At 61.1% G+C, this 15,698-nt stretch carries 14 protein-coding genes; 6 read left to right on the forward strand and 8 right to left on the reverse strand.

Features of this window, described 5'->3' with window-relative positions:
• Window positions 1-2 precede the first annotated feature (2 nt).
• Window positions 3-1,253, reverse strand: a complete 1,251-nt coding sequence (locus tag CH92_RS16225; RefSeq protein ID WP_080690011.1) for a cation:dicarboxylate symporter family transporter — start codon at window positions 1,251-1,253, stop codon at window positions 3-5.
• Window positions 1,254-1,596: 343 nt separating this feature from the next.
• On the opposite strand from CH92_RS16225, the gene CH92_RS16230 reads away from it, so the two are divergent.
• Together CH92_RS16230 and CH92_RS16235 are read left to right on the forward strand one after the other, a co-directional pair.
• On the forward strand, window positions 1,597-2,517 hold the full coding sequence (locus tag CH92_RS16230) for a LysR family transcriptional regulator (RefSeq protein ID WP_025242823.1): 921 nt from the start codon (window positions 1,597-1,599) through the stop codon (window positions 2,515-2,517).
• 92 nt (window positions 2,518-2,609) lie between these two features.
• The gene (locus tag CH92_RS16235) at window positions 2,610-2,801 is read left to right on the forward strand and encodes a hypothetical protein (RefSeq protein WP_025242824.1); all 192 of its coding nucleotides are present in this window, start codon (window positions 2,610-2,612) and stop codon (window positions 2,799-2,801) included.
• A gap of 40 nt (window positions 2,802-2,841) precedes the next feature.
• Here the strand turns inward: CH92_RS16235 and CH92_RS16240 are convergent, their stop codons facing one another.
• From CH92_RS16240 to otsB, 4 genes are all read right to left on the reverse strand, one after another.
• Window positions 2,842-3,753, reverse strand: coding sequence for a DMT family transporter (locus CH92_RS16240; protein WP_025242825.1), 912 nt, complete (start codon window positions 3,751-3,753; stop codon window positions 2,842-2,844).
• Window positions 3,753-4,400: a carbonate dehydratase gene (can, locus tag CH92_RS16245; protein ID WP_025242826.1), complete on the reverse strand. Its 648-nt coding sequence runs from the start codon at window positions 4,398-4,400 to the stop codon at window positions 3,753-3,755. The genes CH92_RS16240 and can overlap by 1 nt, the downstream gene beginning before the upstream one ends.
• 79 nt (window positions 4,401-4,479) lie before the next feature.
• Window positions 4,480-5,889, reverse strand: coding sequence for an alpha,alpha-trehalose-phosphate synthase (UDP-forming) (gene otsA / locus CH92_RS16250; protein WP_038623073.1), 1,410 nt, complete (start codon window positions 5,887-5,889; stop codon window positions 4,480-4,482).
• A gap of 15 nt (window positions 5,890-5,904) precedes the next feature.
• The gene (gene otsB / locus CH92_RS16255; protein ID WP_025242828.1) at window positions 5,905-6,681 is read right to left on the reverse strand and encodes a trehalose-phosphatase; all 777 of its coding nucleotides are present in this window, start codon (window positions 6,679-6,681) and stop codon (window positions 5,905-5,907) included.
• Window positions 6,682-6,866: 185 nt separating this feature from the next.
• Here otsB and CH92_RS16260 point away from each other — a divergent pair, with 185 nt between their 5' ends.
• Entirely contained in the window at window positions 6,867-7,409 is a 543-nt protein-coding gene (locus CH92_RS16260; protein ID WP_025242829.1) for a hypothetical protein, read from the forward strand.
• A gap of 107 nt (window positions 7,410-7,516) precedes the next feature.
• On the opposite strand, the gene rimI is transcribed toward CH92_RS16260, so the two are convergent.
• From rimI to CH92_RS16275, 3 genes are read right to left on the reverse strand one after another with little or no spacing between them, the layout of a single operon-like run.
• The gene (gene rimI, locus CH92_RS16265) at window positions 7,517-7,969 is read right to left on the reverse strand and encodes a ribosomal protein S18-alanine N-acetyltransferase (RefSeq protein ID WP_025242830.1); all 453 of its coding nucleotides are present in this window, start codon (window positions 7,967-7,969) and stop codon (window positions 7,517-7,519) included.
• 10 nt (window positions 7,970-7,979) lie between these two features.
• Window positions 7,980-8,804 (reverse strand): hypothetical protein, encoded by an 825-nt coding sequence (locus tag CH92_RS16270; protein ID WP_038623075.1) that lies wholly within the window; start codon window positions 8,802-8,804, stop codon window positions 7,980-7,982.
• Window positions 8,801-10,348, reverse strand: coding sequence for a 2-isopropylmalate synthase (locus CH92_RS16275; protein ID WP_025242831.1), 1,548 nt, complete (start codon window positions 10,346-10,348; stop codon window positions 8,801-8,803). The genes CH92_RS16270 and CH92_RS16275 overlap by 4 nt, the downstream gene beginning before the upstream one ends.
• Before the next feature lie 188 nt (window positions 10,349-10,536).
• Here CH92_RS16275 and mksB point away from each other — a divergent pair, with 188 nt between their 5' ends.
• The 3 genes from mksB to mksF all read left to right on the forward strand — a co-directional run bounded on the left by mksB (window position 10,537) and on the right by mksF (window position 15,453).
• A complete protein-coding gene (mksB, locus tag CH92_RS16280; RefSeq protein WP_025242832.1) occupies window positions 10,537-11,778 on the forward strand; it encodes an Mks condensin complex protein MksB in 1,242 nt (413 codons plus the stop codon).
• A 142-nt stretch (window positions 11,779-11,920) separates the two neighbouring features.
• On the forward strand, window positions 11,921-12,607 hold the full coding sequence (mksE, locus tag CH92_RS16285) for an Mks condensin complex protein MksE (protein ID WP_025242833.1): 687 nt from the start codon (window positions 11,921-11,923) through the stop codon (window positions 12,605-12,607).
• A complete protein-coding gene (mksF, locus tag CH92_RS16290; RefSeq protein ID WP_025242834.1) occupies window positions 12,604-15,453 on the forward strand; it encodes an Mks condensin complex protein MksF in 2,850 nt (949 codons plus the stop codon). Before mksE ends, mksF begins: the two co-directional genes overlap by 4 nt.
• Window positions 15,454-15,698: the final 245 nt, after the last annotated feature.

Raw genomic sequence — 15,698 nt, forward strand, 5'->3', positions numbered from 1 at the left:
CCTCAGCGTTTCCCGGCCACCGTGTCGGGAAACGCTGCCTGCCGGCGAGGCACCAGCGCCTCGCGCAATGCGTTGCGATCCAGCGCTCCGCTCCAGGCCGAAATCACCACGCACGCCAGCGCATTGCCGATCACGTTGGTCAGGGACCGACACTTCATCAGCCGCTCGACGCCGAGCAACAGCCCGAGCGCTTCCAGCGGCACCAGATTCAGACCCGCGACCGTGGCCGTCAGAGTCAGGAAGGCCGAGCCCGCCGCGCTGGTCGAACCCAGCGAAGTCAGCAGGGCGATCAATAGCAGAATCAATACCTGCGTCCCGTCCATAGCCACCCCCGCGAGCTGGGCAAGAAATACCGCGGCGCACGTCACGTAGATATTCGAACCGGCGAGATTGAAGGTGTAGCCAGTGCTGAGCACCAGTCGTACCACGCGGCGATCACATCCGGCGCGTTCGAGCCTTTCGATCAGGCCCGGTACAGCCGCCACCGAGGCCCCGGTGAACGCCACCAGAAGGAGTTCGGCCTTGATGTACGCGATAAGACGAAACAGCCCGAAGCCGGCAAGCCGAGCCACTGAGCCCAGGGCAACGACGATAAAGAGCAAACAGGCGAAATAAACAGTGCCGATGAACTTGAGCAGCGGCCAGGCCGATGCCGGCCCGTACCGCCCGACGGTGTATGCCATGGCGCCGAACGCCGCCAGCGGCGCGAACCGGAGCACCATGCGCAATGCTTTAAGCAGCCAGCCCACCAGCAGCTCCAACCGGTGTCGCAATCCCTCACCCGCATCGCCTGCCCAGCCAAGTCCGAGGCCGAACAGCAAAGCCGCCAGCAATACGGGAAGAATGACCGTATGCCCGATGATTTGCGCCAGGCTGGTCAGGACCGCCGTTGGCAGGTCACGCATCGGTTGGGGCGTCGATGCCGCAAACGACACGGCATCAAGACCGAGCGTCAGCAGCATCGCCACCACCGCGCCGGTGACCAGCGACAGCACCGCCATCAGCAGGAAATACACCAGGACGCGCCCGGCGCAGTGGGTTTTCTGGCCTCGTTCACCAAAGCCGGCCACCGCAGAGGAGACCAGCACGAACATCACCAGCGGCACCGCATGGCCGATCACGCCGAGAAAGGCATCGCTGAGCGGCTTCATCTGGATGGCCAGTTCCGGCCGAGCGATCCCAAGCGACAGGCCGAGGGCAATCGCGATCAGGATGAGTACGGTGTCGTTGCGGTACAGCTTGGCTAGAATCATGGGCCGCCGAGCGATGTTGTTGTTTTAGCAGGCCGTTGAAAAACGTAGACGAGGCAGGCAAGACGAGGCGCAACGACCACCGGAAGTAACAGCCGAAGGCTGGCCCGAAGGGCGAGTGCAACGAGTCAAAGCAGCCGAAGAAGCGGACCGGGCTCGCGAACGAGTTTGGTGTCCTAAATCAGCATTCTGACTGAGCTCGCAACCGAGGCTGCTTTTAACGACGAATTGCCAACGTAGGCAGTTTTTCAACAGGCTGTTAGTCGCTTCAGAACCCGTATCCTACCCCATCAAGGCGATCCGTCACTCAAACGCACTGACGGGCACCGAGCAGGACTCAAGTCATATGGAACTTCGCCATCTCCGTTATTTCGTCATGGTCGCCGAGGAGAGGCACTTCACCCGCGCCGCTGCACGCTTGAACATGCAGCAGCCGCCGTTGAGTCAGCAGATTCGCGCGCTGGAGACCGAGCTCGGCTTCGAGCTGTTCAAGCGCCACCCCAAGGGCGTGGACCTGACGACCGGGGGCACGGTATTTCTCGAAGAAGCCAAGGCCATCCTGGCGCGGGTGCAGGATGGCGCGCGCCGAGCCGCTCGCGTCGCCACGGGCGTAGAGGGCACGCTGAATATCGGCTTCACCTCGTCGGCGGCGGCGCATCCGCTGATTCCTCGGATCATCCGCGCCTACCGCGAGCAGTATCCGGCGGTAGCGATCACCCTGGACGAGGGCAATGCCGGCCGCCTGACCGAGCGTGCCAGTGCCGGTCAATTGGAGGTCGGAATCCTCCGTGCACCTGTCAGCCGACCCGCCGGAATCGAGTTCCATCGTCTGCTGGTGGAAGAGCTGCTGTTAGTAGTCCCGATCGGGCATCCCGTGCTGGCTAACCGCCCTCAGGCCGTGGAATTGCTGGCGATACGGGACGAGCCCTTCATACTCGTTCGCCGCCCCGGCGCGCCAGGCATGTACGCCAACCTGTTGCATGCCTGCCAAGCGGCTGGCTTCGAGCCGAGGGTGGCGTTCGAGGTGGAGCGCATGCTGACAAATGTCAGCCTAGTCGCCGCCGGTGAAGGCATCTCGGTGGTGCCGGCCTCCATGCGCGACATCCATCGGGAAAGCGTGGTCTACCGACGCATCGTCGGCGCTCGTCCGCGTCTGGTCGCACCGCTTACGTTGGTTTGCCGCGAATTCAATCAGTCGCCGGCGCTGCAGAATTTCATCGCTCTGGCGCGGCAGCTTGCCAAGGGATACCGAGCCCAGGCGCTTTGAGAATAATCTCCATTACCTGATCACTGGTGCGAACATCGCCCTGCCCTCTGTTTCAAAGCTTTGTGAGCCCTTCACAACTGACGAGGTGCAACATGGCCAAAGACGACAAGACGACGCCGCACGAGAAGAGCGACCACGAGCTGGCGAACACGGCCGATGAGGTCGAGATCGGCAATACCGCCCATACGACGCGCACGCAGCCTGTCGGGCACAGCCTGGAGCCCACGCATACGCGCATGAACGGCAGTGACGAGGACAATCCGGACAATCACAAGCGCAAATGAACAAAGCCCCGCACGATGCGGGGCTTTTCATTGGCGTGCCCTAGCGAACTGCCAGACGCGTTGCAGGCCGTGTCGCCAACAGCAGGCCGGCGAAGATCAGGCCACCGCCGATCCAGTGGAACGTCTGCAGGCCCTCGCCCAGCAGCAGCCAGCCGAGAATCGCGGTGAAGACCGGCATCATATAGGTCGCCATCGCCGCTTTCGCCGCGCCAACGGTTTTGACGCCGTGGTTCCAGGATAGATAGGCGACCAGCGAGGCAAAAATGGCGGTGTAGGCGATAACGCTGAGGTTGGTCAGGTTTGGCGTGAAGCCGCCGACGTGACTGAATTCGAACAGGTAGAACGGCAGGATCAGCGGTGTGCCCAGCAACATCAGCACACCCAGCAGCGTCAGTGGCGGCACTTGAAGAAATTTGGCCCAACGCCGCAGAGACAGGGTGTAAAGCGCCCAGACCAGCACCGCCACCAGCATGATCAGATCTCCCGTCTGGAACGACAGGCTGCTGAACGCCGCCCAACTGCCGCGGCTGATCAGGTAGATCAAACCGCCCGCCGCGATGGCCATACCGAACCATGCGCGCCGTGCCGGCCATTCACCTAGCAATAATCCGCCACCGATAAAAGTGAACAGCGGTAGGCAGGTATTCACCAGCGTCAGGTTGATGGCTTCGGTGCTTTGCGCGGCGGAATACAGCAGCGAGTTATAGCTGCTGACGCCCAGCGCCGCGATGATCAGCAAGCGCCAGCTGGCAGCCCGCAGGGCCGCGCGATGAGCCCAGATTGAACGCACGACAAACGGCAGCAGCAGGCAGGTCGCCAACAGCCAGCGCCAGAATGCCAGGGTAAGCGGCGGGATGGCTTCATGAAAGGCGCGCGCCACCAACGCGTTACCGCTCCAGCAGAGCACAGCGAGCAGCAGGCCGGCGAAGGCCCAAGCGTTACGAGTCGCCATCAGACCGGCCGGAACGGGCGTAGGCGGTATTGCGGCGGCAATTGATCCAGGCCACTGATGGTGACATTGAGGTCTTTCCAGATACCGTCCTTGATGCCGTAGATGCAGCCATGCACGGACAGCGGTTGGCCGCGGTGCCAGGCGTTCTGGACGATAGTGGTATGGCTGACGTTGGCGACCTGCTGGATGACGTTGAGCTCGCAGAGGCGATCGACCTGCGCTTCTTCGGTCGGGAAGCTGGCGATGTGGTCGCGGTGTTCGTAGTAGAGGTCGCGGATGGTACGCAGCCAGCCGTCAATGAGGCCAAGCTGATCATCGCGCATGGAAGCGCGTACGCCACCGCAGCCATAGTGGCCGGTGACGAGGATATGCTTCACCTTGAGCACGTCGACCGCGTACTGGATGACCGACAGGCAGTTGAGGTCCGTATGCAGCACCACATTGGCGACGTTGCGGTGCACGAACAGGTCGCCCGGCAGCATACCGACGATCTCATTGGCGGGCACGCGCGCATCCGAACAACCGATCCAGAGGTATTCCGGCACCTGCTGCTTGGCCAGTTTGGTAAAGAAGTCCGGGTCCTCCTCGAGGATGGCTTCTGCCCAGCGCGCGTTGTTTTCGATTAACTGTTGAAGATCGTTGCTCATCGATTGCCCCTTTCATTCCGACGCGCACGTTACGAACCGGTCCGCGTTTTGACAAGAGCACAGACCGGGACGTCACAGCCTAGACGGTGAATAGCGGGTTCGATTGCACCTCGGCTCTGGGCCGGGAGGAGAAGGCACGCAGGTCGCGCAGGAAGTTGTCGCGCCAGGCGTCGAGGTCCGCGGCGCGAATCGCACGCATCATATGTTCGTAGCGGTCCTTACGTTCGGTGAGGGACATGCGCATGGCGCGGTCGAGGGCCTCGGCCATGCCGATGCAGTCGTAGGGATTGATGATCAGCGCGGATGTCAGCTCACGGGCAGCGCCGGCGAAACGTGAAAGCACCAAGACACCGGGGTCTTCCGGGTCTTGGGAGGCGACATATTCCTTGGCGACGAGGTTCATGCCGTCGCGCAGCGGTGTGACGAAGCCGATGTCGGCGCTGCGGAACAACCCCATCAGCACGCGTCGATCATGGCTTTTATTGAGGTAGTGCAGCGGCGTCCAGTCCAGATCAGACAGCCAGCCATTGATGTGCCCCGCCGCGCTTTCGAGCTGCTGGCGTATGTTCTGGTAGGTTTTTACATCGGAGCGGGAAGTCGGTGCGATCTGTACGAACTCGACCGCGCGACGGTGCTCCGGGTAGCGTTCGAGAAACGCCTCGTACGCTCTGAAGCGCTCCACCAACCCCTTGGAATAATCCAACCGATCGACGCTGATGATCTTCTTGCGTGCCACGTCGGTAGTACGCCGCATGGGCTTGCGGCGGGTTTTATAAGATTCGGCCAGGTCCTGGATCTCGTCGGGAACCACGCCGATCGGATAGACCCCGGCTCTGAAGTTCTGTCCGTACGCCGTCAGGCTGCCGTCGGACTCAAGAATGCCGCGAACTTCACGGGTCATGTAATCCTGGAACGCCAAGCGGTCGGTTTCGGTCTGGAAGCCGATAAGGTCGTAGAAGCAGAGTGTCTTGAGCAATTCGTTGTGCGGCGGGATGACGGTAAGGATTTCCGGCGGCGGAAACGGGATATGCAGAAAAAACCCGATGCGGTTGCGAATGCCCAGCTGCCGGCAGGCCTCGGCGAAGGGAATCAGATGGTAGTCATGGATCCAGATGATGTCGTCGGGTTTGAGCAGCGGCTTGAGTTTCTCCGCCAGCATCGCATTGACCCGGCGGTATCCTTCATATTCCTGGCGGTTGTAGCGTGCCAGGTCGATGCGGTAATGGAAGATCGGCCAAAGCGTGGCGTTGGAAAACCCACGGTAGTACTGATCGTAATCCTGCTTGGTCAGACCCATCGTCACGTAGGTGATATTGCCGATGGTCTCGCTATGGGTCTGCGGGGTGCTGCTTACGTCGCCGCTCCAGCCGAACCAGATACCTCCGGCCTGGCGTAGTGCGTCATAAACGCCAACTGCAAGCCCGCCAGCAGCGACCTTCCCCGCCTTGATCGGCGCTACTCGGTTAGAAACCACTACTAGTCGACTCATGGGGTCGTTCTCGCTTCAGTCTGGTTTTATTGGTTTATCCGGCTGCTCTGAGAGTGCATCGAGCAAGCGTTCGAGCCAGGCGCCAACAGCTTCTACCGAGTCCAGGCGCTGCGTGGCTTCGGTCGGGCCGGTGCCGACCTTGATGCTCAACCCGCCCAACTCGTTGACGACCTGGAAGCCCGCCTCGTCGGTCAGATCGTCACCTATGAACACAGGCGTTCGTCCTTTGAATGGAGCCTCCTGCATAAAGGTGCGAATCACCTCGCCCTTACTGGCGCCGCGAGGTTTGAGCTCGAACACGCACTTGCCCGGCTGTAATGTCAGCACATCGCCGTAGCGCTCGACGAACTCTTCAGCCAGCGCACGGGCAGTGCCTTCCAGTTCGGGGGCCAGGCGGAAATGCAGGGCGAATGCGATGGTTTTGTTTTCCAGCGACAGGCCGGGGTGCTGGGCGCAGGCGTGCGCAAGTTCCCGTTGGATGGCTTCGAACACATCATTGTCGAGCGCCAACTTGCACATTTCGCCTTCTGCGGTACGGCGCTCGGCACCGTGCACGCCGGCAGCCGGTAGACGCAATGGCGAGAGCAGATCATCGAGCTGGCTGAGAGGACGCCCGGAGATGACCGCCAAGGGAATCTCGCTTAGATGCAGGTGCTCCAGGGCAACCAGCGAGCGAGGTGGAATCGTCACGAGTTCCGGACGAGGCTGTATTTCTGCCAGCGTGCCGTCGACGTCGAAAAAGAAAGCGCAGCGCCGGACCTCTAGCCCGGGTCGGTCATTTGGTTTGTTCATGCTCCCTGAGACTCCGGATCGTCGATGGTGGTTCGCGCTTTTTGTGTCGCCACAAGCGCTTAGGCACTAACAAACCGCTCTTGCAGCTTGGTTCATAAACCCCGAACCGGCCAGCGGCCAGCCTGAATCTTCGCACCGACGCCGGGTCACAACCTGCAAGACCGCAGCTCACGCAGGAGGTTGTCATGAACGATCAAAAGCCCTACACGCCCAAGGAAATAGACGATACCGAGGACCGCATGGGTTCGATGGAGCAGCTCGATTTCGACCAGCATCGCGACGATCGCAAGGGCCGTATCGGTGACGAGGTGCCGGCCGATGAAGTCGAAGACGAGTTCCCCCCGGAACGGGTTGCCGAAGCCGGCATGACTGCGGGTGAAGTGCCGGATGGCGGCACGACCATGGACGACATGGCACCGGAAACGCTGATTCGCGAAGACGGTTCACGCTCGCCAAACGAGCGCGGCCATGGCGGCCCAGCCGATCAGGACTTGAGCGAAGTCTCCGAACATCGCATCGGTGCCGATGTAGATCTCGACGAGGCGGAGGAGGCTCGATATGCCCCCCTGGATGGCAAGCCATGGGACGGACCGGCGAAAGGCGACCCGGATACCGGACTCGGTGGCGGCGATGCCGTACTGCACGAAAACGATGGCCTGATGGACGACAACGAACTCGAAGGAGACGCGCCGCTGGACTCCGGGCGGGACAAGGCGCCGGGGCGATAAGCCTTTGCCGCGTCGTACGGGTCCGTGCGACGGACGGATCAACTGGCGGCCACCAAGCCCAACTGTTCGGAGTTGGGCTTGGCGTGATGTGTCGTTGACTGATCAATTCAATCGAACAATGTACAGGCCATCACCAGCGCATCTTCGCGCCCGTCAGCGGAAGGGTAATAGGCACGGCGCCGTCCTACTTCGTTGAAGCCGTAGCGCTCGTATAGCCGATAGGCCGAGGTATTGCTGGCTCTGACTTCGAGGAAGCATTCACGCCCGCCCCGCTCGGCGGCTCTTTGCATCAGATGCTCGAGCAGCCGCAAGCCCAGGCCGCGGCCCTGGCTCTGCGGTTTGACCGTAATATTGAGCAGGTGCGCTTCGTCGATGATGACATTGATCACGCCATGGCCGACCTGCTGCTCGCCTTCGAACATGATCCAACATTCATAAGCGCTCAACGCGTCGGTGAAGATCCCGCGAGTCCAAGGGTGGCTGAAGGCGGCGTATTCGATTTTCAGGACTGTTTCGATATCCGCCGCCGTCATGGGGCGAAAACTGACTGCATCACTCATGAAGCACTGCTCATAAACCGGTAACCCAACGCGGCATGCTACGCCGCATCGCCTTCCACAACTCGGCCTTGCTGCCGGGCTGCTCCATCAACTGCTCGAGTCCGGGCATGGCCAGGGCGTGACCGATGCCTTCGATATGCAACTCGCGATAGCAGGCGTCTGCCTCGACCTCACCGGCAAAGCGCAGCGCAGGCAAACCCACCAACCAAAGGCAGGCACAGCCCATTCCTTCCAGTTCAGCAGCCACTACGCCTTGCACGTAATCACGTGCGGCTTCGGCGCCCTGTTCGAGGCTGCCGCGGTGCAGGAGTGGCCAGCGGATCGGCTCGCCGTCCCCAACCTGTTGGGGCTTGTCCGGCAGCCTAGCGGCGCGAAGCATATCCTTGAGTAGCAGATAGGCGGGATCACGGCTCTGAAATGACTCGCCAGTGGGCAACTCCACCAGCAGCAGGCAATTGCCCGCGCGCAGCAATTGCAGGGCGAAACGTGGCGGCGGTACAGCAGTCTTTTGCTCGGCGGCCGCAGGCTCGGCGTCAGGGGATTTCACGTCCGGCTTTTTCGAGTCGGGCATGGCAATGCGGGGCATGGCCGCACGCACCGCATCTGCCGCCGGGCTCGCGGTGACTTTTGTGGCTGTCATCGGCGCAGGCGCCGACGGGGCGGGCTGCGCAACTGGCCGCTCGAGTTCGAGAACCGGCGCAGGCTCGAATTCGGGCTCGTCGAATTGCAGCAACTCCGGGCGCGACGGCGCGGCAAAGGGTAGTTCGGCCCGTGGTAGCCAAGTGGTGATCTGCATGGCGTCGAGAAAGGCCCGACGCCGACTTTCAGTAATCAAACCCCGGCCACCTGCGGATGCGCTTTAGCGCCGACCTGCATCAGGTTCAGCGCGTTCAGATAGGCCTTGGCTGACGCCACGACGATATCGGTATCGGCGCCATTGCCATTGACGATGCGCCCCCCTTTCTCCAACCGCACCGTGACCTCGCCTTGCGAGTCGGTGCCCTTGGTGATGGCATTGACGGAGTACAGCTGCAGCGTGGCGCCAGAGTTAGCCACGGACTCGATGGCTTTGAACGTCGCATCAACCGGCCCCGAGCCCTGCCCTGAGGCAACTTGCTCATTGCCGTCCACGTTCAACACGAGCTTGGCGTCCGGCACCTCGCCGGTCTTGCTCGCCACTTCCAGCGTCACCAGCTTGAAATGTTCCTGCATATCCTCGGCGAGCGTGTCGGAGACGAGCGCCTGCAGATCCTCGTCGAATATCTCGTGCTTCTTGTCCGCCAACTCCTTGAAGCGCGCAAACGCAGCATTCAGCTCGCCTTCACCCTGCAGGACAATGCCCAGTTCGTCGAGTCGCGAACGGAATGCAGCACGCCCTGAATGCTTGCCCATGACCATCCGGTTGGCATTCCAGCCCACCGATTGCGCAGACATGATCTCGTAGGTCTCGCGATGCTTGAGCACGCCATCCTGGTGGATGCCCGACTCGTGCGCGAAGGCGTTGGCGCCGACGATGGCCTTGTTCGGCTGCACCGGAAAGCCAGTGATGCCGGAGACCAGGCGTGAGGCGCTGAGAATGTGTTCGGTCTCGATGCGGGTATGTACATCGAGCAGATCCTGACGGGTCTTGATGGCCATGACGATTTCTTCCAGCGCGGCGTTACCGGCGCGTTCGCCCAGGCCGTTGATGGTGCACTCGACCTGCCGAGCGCCGGCGACGACCGCGGCCAGCGAGTTGGCGACGGCCAGCCCCAGATCGTTGTGGCAGTGCACCGAAAACACCGCCTTGTCGGCGTTGGGAATGCGCTCGAGCAGCGTGCCGATCATGGCACCATATTGATGCGGGATGGCGTAGCCGACGGTATCGGGAATGTTGATCGTGCGCGCGCCGGCGTCGATGGCCGCTTCGATGATGCGGCAGAGAAAGTCGATCTCGGAGCGGCCTGCATCCTCGCAGGAGAATTCCACATCGGCGCATAGATTGCGCGCCTTGGTCACTGCACGCACAGCCTGCTCGATGACCTGATCCGGCTGCATACGCAGCTTGTATTGCATGTGGATCGGGCTGGTGGCAATGAAGGTATGGATGCGCCCGGAGTTGGCACCGGCCAGCGCTTCGGCGGCACGCTCGATATCAGCATCGACTGCGCGGGCCAGGCTGCATACGGTGCTGTCCTTGATATGGTCGGCCACCGCTTTGACGGCGGCGAAATCACCTGGACTGGCGATGGCGAAGCCGGCTTCGATTACGTCCACCTTCAGCCGCTCAAGAGCCTTGGCGATGCGCAGCTTTTCTTCACCGGTCATGGAGGCGCCAGGGCTCTGTTCGCCGTCTCGCAGGGTGGTGTCGAAGATAATGACGCGGTCGTTGCTGCTCATATCGAATTCCTCTTGGCCAGCCGTGCGGACTCAGGTGGCGCCTCAAGTGTGAATTGTGGCCGGAAACCAGCAAAGCGGGAAGGCCGAGCGCCTCATTGTGCTTATCCAGCGATCGGTTTGGGCTGATTTGCATCGAGGTCAGGCAGTACAATTGCCGACTATTTTTGCAGCCGACAGAACCGATTCAGATGATCGAACCCAAGCGCGTACTGCGTGCCCTCGCCGAACACTGGACGTTACTCGAGCCGCTGTGCGAACGCTTCGATGCCGGCACGCTGAGCCTGATCGAGCTTCGTCATCAGCTTGCCGCGCAACTGCCGGAAGGGACACCCACCGACATCACCGCCCTGCTCGATCAGTGGATTCGTTTGGACATCCTTGTCCCGGTGGCTAAAAGCCCGAATCGCTTCGAGCTGAACGCGCAGATCCATGACTTTCTCGCCTACCTGCGGCGCGAACATCGACTCGGTCTGTGCCTGGAGATCGAAGCCTACCTGCGCCACTTGGAACGGTTGGCGGGCCACATCCAGGACGCCTTCGAAATCCGTGACGGTCAGGACCTCGCCCGCCAGCTTCGCCTGCTGGACATGCGCGTGCGCGACGTATTGAAGAAACTCGCTAACGACGAGCAGGCACTGATCGGCGTGGCCGACCGGGCCAAGACCAGCGACCGTCAGATTCCGCTGCGGCAGCGTTATGCGGAAGTTCTGGCGACCTGGGATGAATACGTCGAACCGATGATCCAGCTGGTCGCTGCCGATGGTGCATTCGAGCAGGGCGTGTATCGCGTCGAACAGGTTTTGATGAAGCTGCTTGGTGAGCAGCAACGGCTGGGACAGCTGGTCGACGACGACCTGCTGTTGCGCACCCATGCGCGCATTCTCGAAATGCAAAGCACCGCTCAGCTGACCCTGCGCCACGCGCGGGAGCTGTTGCTGCCGCTGCGCGAAGAGGCACGCCGGCACAATGCGGTGACCCGTGGCGCCGCGCTTGCCCTGTCAGCCATTCGCAAGAAGGGACTCGATGCGGTGCCGCAGGCCTCGCTGCCGCTGTTCACCCGCCCGCAGAGCACTTTTCTCGGCACGGCCAGCCAGGTCGAAGCCTATGTCTACGCCTTGGCCCGCTTCGAACCGAAGCCTGCACAATTCCCCCGAGGCGCAAGCAAGCGCAAGACCGATGCACCGCGCTCACCGCTGACGGCGCGTGAAATGTTAGACCGCTGTGAACAGGCGTTGCCGCTGCCCGACCTGATGCAGTGGTTGCTCGAACAAGAGCCGGAAGGCGCGACCGATGAGCTGCTCTACTGGTTTTCTCGCCTCTCCCGCGACGCCCGTTTCCAGCGTGACCGTCTGGAACGCCGCGAGTACCTGACGCGCGAGCATCAGGTCAGTCTCAGCTCGTTTGCCCTACTGGCGCCGCAAGATGGCTGAACGAATCGACCGGCAATTGGGTGGTCCGGTGGGAAATGCTTCGCAGTTTTCCTTCCTACGTCCAATACCTCGCGGCCCCTTACGTAGGGTGGACAACGCGCAGCTTGTCCACCATCACTTCGGCGATATCAGAGCAACCTGAATGAACATCGATCTGAAAGAAATGACCCAGCTGGCGCCGATATTCCGCGAGCTGTTCAAGGGCTATCACCTGTCTCGCAGCGAGCCGGAGTGCTACTCCCAACTATCGAATATGCAGGACCCGTACCGTGCGCTGTTCAAGGCGCTTGGCTATGAACTGGTCTGCGACCCGCGTGGCTTTTACTACTTCGTCCCCGAGCAGATGGGCGCGCAGGTCAACAAGACGGCCCAGCGGCTGGCGTTGTTCACTTTCATTCTGGTCGAGCATCTCGCCGATCAGGGCCGCGATCCGCTCGCGGTGCTTGACGGGGGCACCCTGGGCCGTGATGAACTCCCGGCGCTATTAGACAAATACCGCGACCTGCTCCTGCAGGCCGAGGTGACCACCCAGGACGAGCTGGAAGAGAAGATTATCCGCCGCCTGACTCAGCTGGGTTTTGCCGAAGACAGCAACGGCATCTACCGTTTCCTGCCGCCCATGCATCGCTTCCTTGACGTTTGCTTGTCCGTGCAGCAAGACCGCGATCTGGCAGCAAGCCTGCACAGCACTGACCTCTCGCTGCCAGCGCCGCAGCTGATCGCCGATGAGGAAGAGGACGAGATCATCATTCTGGACCACCCAGAGGATGAATCCGAAGAAGAAGCGCTGGCGCGTGCCATCGCAGCAGAAAAGGAGCTTGAGGCATGAGCCAGGAACGCTACGGTATCCGCCGCTTCGCCCTATTGAACACCGCGGGTTACAGCCTCGGCATCTTCCCGCTGGAAACGCCGTTGTCTGTCTACGGCGCGAACAACCTGGGCAAGTCCGCGTCGATCAATGCGCTGCAGTTTCCGATTCTGGCGCGTATGTCGGACATGAGTTTCGGCAAGTACAGCCTGGAGCAGTCGCGAAAGTTTTACTTCGCCAGTGACACCAGCTACATCCTCGTCGAAGTCGCCCTCCCTCATGGCCCTCATGTGATTGGTGTATCCGGTCGTGGGCCGGGTGGCGGGTTCGGTCACCAGTTCTTTGTCTACCAGGGCTCACTGGATCTCGATCACTACCAGCAGAACGGCACATGCCTGCGCCAACGCGAACTGTTCGCCAACCTCGAGCGCGCCGGTATCAAGGCCTACGAGGCAAAGCCGGACGAACTGCGGCGGCTACTGGTCGGCGGCCATACCGCAATCCCACTGGACATGACACTGATCCCGTTGCGTTCGACCAGCGAGCAGAGCCTCAAGACCTTCCGCGCACTGTTCATCAACCTGCTGCACATGCGCGAGATCACCGCTGCCAAGCTCAAACAGCTGTTTCTCGACGCGTTCGAACACAGCCTTCGCTCGGGCAGCGTCGACTACATTGCTGCAACTGAGGAAGCGTTCCGCGACGTGCGCCGCATGGAGCAGGACTATCAAGCCCTGGTTGCTGCCGGCCCGCTGGTCGAAGCCCTTGCCGCCGGCGTTGCCCAACGCGAACTGCTACGGGGCAAGCTGCATCGGTTGTCCCCATTACTCGACTCGCTGCTCGGCAGTTGGCAGGACTACGCCGGCGCACGCAAGGAAGAGCTGGTCATCCAGGCCGAACACTATCGTCGCGAGCAAGATGGCCTGCAGAACGAACAGCGTGGCGGCACCGCCGAACTGATGCGTCTGGAGCGTGAAATCAGCGAAATCCAGCGCTGGCTGGGCGAGCTTGCCGTACTGAAGAATCGCTTCGCGCTGGTCGATGATGCCCACGTGCTGGAGCAGCAGCTGCTCGCCGCCAAAGACGCCCATGACGAACTGGCGGGCGCGCTGTCGCAATCGCGACAGTTCTCCAGTGAGGACTTGGACGAGCGCCTGCGCGACCTGGAGAAGCGTCTCAAGTCGGTCCGCCAACAGCTGGACCATGCGGACAACAACAGTTATTCCCGTCTACGCGAAGAATTTTCACAGCCTGACGTTGATCGCCTGATGCGATTATTTAACGGCCAGCTGTTCAGCCTGCCCTTGAGCGAAAAAGGCATTACCGTGGATGACGCCGATAGCTGGGTCAAATCGCTTGAAGCGGTACTCGACGGCTTTAAGGGGGAGCGCTTCGAAGCCCCCGGGCTGTCCATCGACCTGTCCCATATCGAACCACCAGCCCTGCAGGCACTGGCTGATCGCGCCGCCCTGCGCGACCAGAAAGATCGACTGGAGCGTGAGCTCAAGCAGTTGAAGGCACAGCATTCCGTGGCGATTGACCGAGCCGCGAGCAAAGCACAGGCCGAACATCTCTATCAGCAAGTACTGGACGCCCAAAAAGCGCTAGAGGATTTCCGCCGCTGCCAGACGCTCTCAGCCGAAGAGGAGAACAAGCTTGAGCAACTGGCCCAAGCCGAAGCGGCGCAGGACGAACTCAAGCGGACCAGCGACGCCTTCACCGAGCGAGTGCAACACCTCTCGGCGAAACTGCAACTGGTCGGGCGTCAGCTGGCCGATCTCGAAGCCAAGGAACGCACGCTGGAGGACGCCCTACGTCGCCGCCAGCTGCTTCCAGCAGATCTGCCATTCGGCACGCCTTTCATGGACCCGGTGGACGACTCGCTGGACAACCTCCAACCATTGCTCAATGACTATCAGGACAGCTGGCAAGCATTGCAGCGCGTCGATGGGCAAATCGAAGCGCTGTACGCGCAGGTGCGCCTAAAAGGCGTCGCCAAGTTTGATAGCGAAGAAGATCCGGAGCGCCGCTTGCAGCTACTGGTGAACGCCTACGCGCATCGCCAGGACGAAGCCTTGACCCTCGCCAAGGCACGTCGCGCGGCGGTAACCGACATCGCCCGGACACTGCGCAATATCCGCAGCGATTACGACAGCCTCGAGCATCAGCTAGCGCTCTTCAATCGCGAGATCAACAAACGCCAGGTTTCGAACCTCGAAAGCTTCCGTATCGTCCTGGCACCAAATAAGGACGCGCTCAAGCACATCGATCAGATCATTCACAGCGCCGGGCAGTACGAACAAGGCGAGACGTTGTCGGTGTTCGACCTTCAGCAAAACAGCGAGCAGGACAGCAAGAACGAGGAAGCCAAGGAATACCTGGCGCGCCTAGTTGCGGCTAACAATAACCAGTTGGGCCTGAGAGACTTGTTCGAGCTGGCTTTTGAAATTACCAAGGTCGGCAGCCAGCCAGTGATCCATACCGACATCGACGGGGCGGCGTCCAACGGCACCACGATGACCATCAAGGCGCTGACCAATATGTACCTGTTGCTGCATCTGATGGACCGCGAGCAGGCCGGTCGCATTCGTCTGCCTTACTACTTGGACGAAGCCGCAGACATTGATGAGCGCAACCAGCAGGCTCTGATCGAAACCAGCCTGCAATTGGGCTTTGTGCCGATCCTCGCCTCGGTAAAGCCGCAGGTCTCGGCACATGTAGCGATTGATCTGGAAGGTGGCAGCAGCCCGAGCGGAATCTATATTGACGAAGCGGACTGGAAGTTCATCAAGCGTCGCGAACAGGCCGAGCCATCGAACGTCGCAGGCGATCAAAGGCGTGTGGAAGACGCCGAACTGGTCAGCTGACCATCGCCGTTGAGAGCGGACCAGTCTACCGGTGGCGTGGGCTGGTTCAGTTTCAAACGCCTCCTCCTTCTTTCGGCTATCGACTCTCAGGTCAGGCGGCTCCGCATTGAGCTGAACGACCCGAATGTGTAACCGTCGGACAAGTAATCGATGCTCAGCTGCACCTCCAAACGGGCGAGCTTGCAGACGTTGTCCAAAAGATTGCGAGCAGCTCGAATATGTATTCTCGGCCCTAGGGCGGGCTA

The organism is Stutzerimonas stutzeri, from assembly GCF_000590475.1.
Lineage (GTDB): Bacteria > Pseudomonadota > Gammaproteobacteria > Pseudomonadales > Pseudomonadaceae > Stutzerimonas > Stutzerimonas stutzeri_D.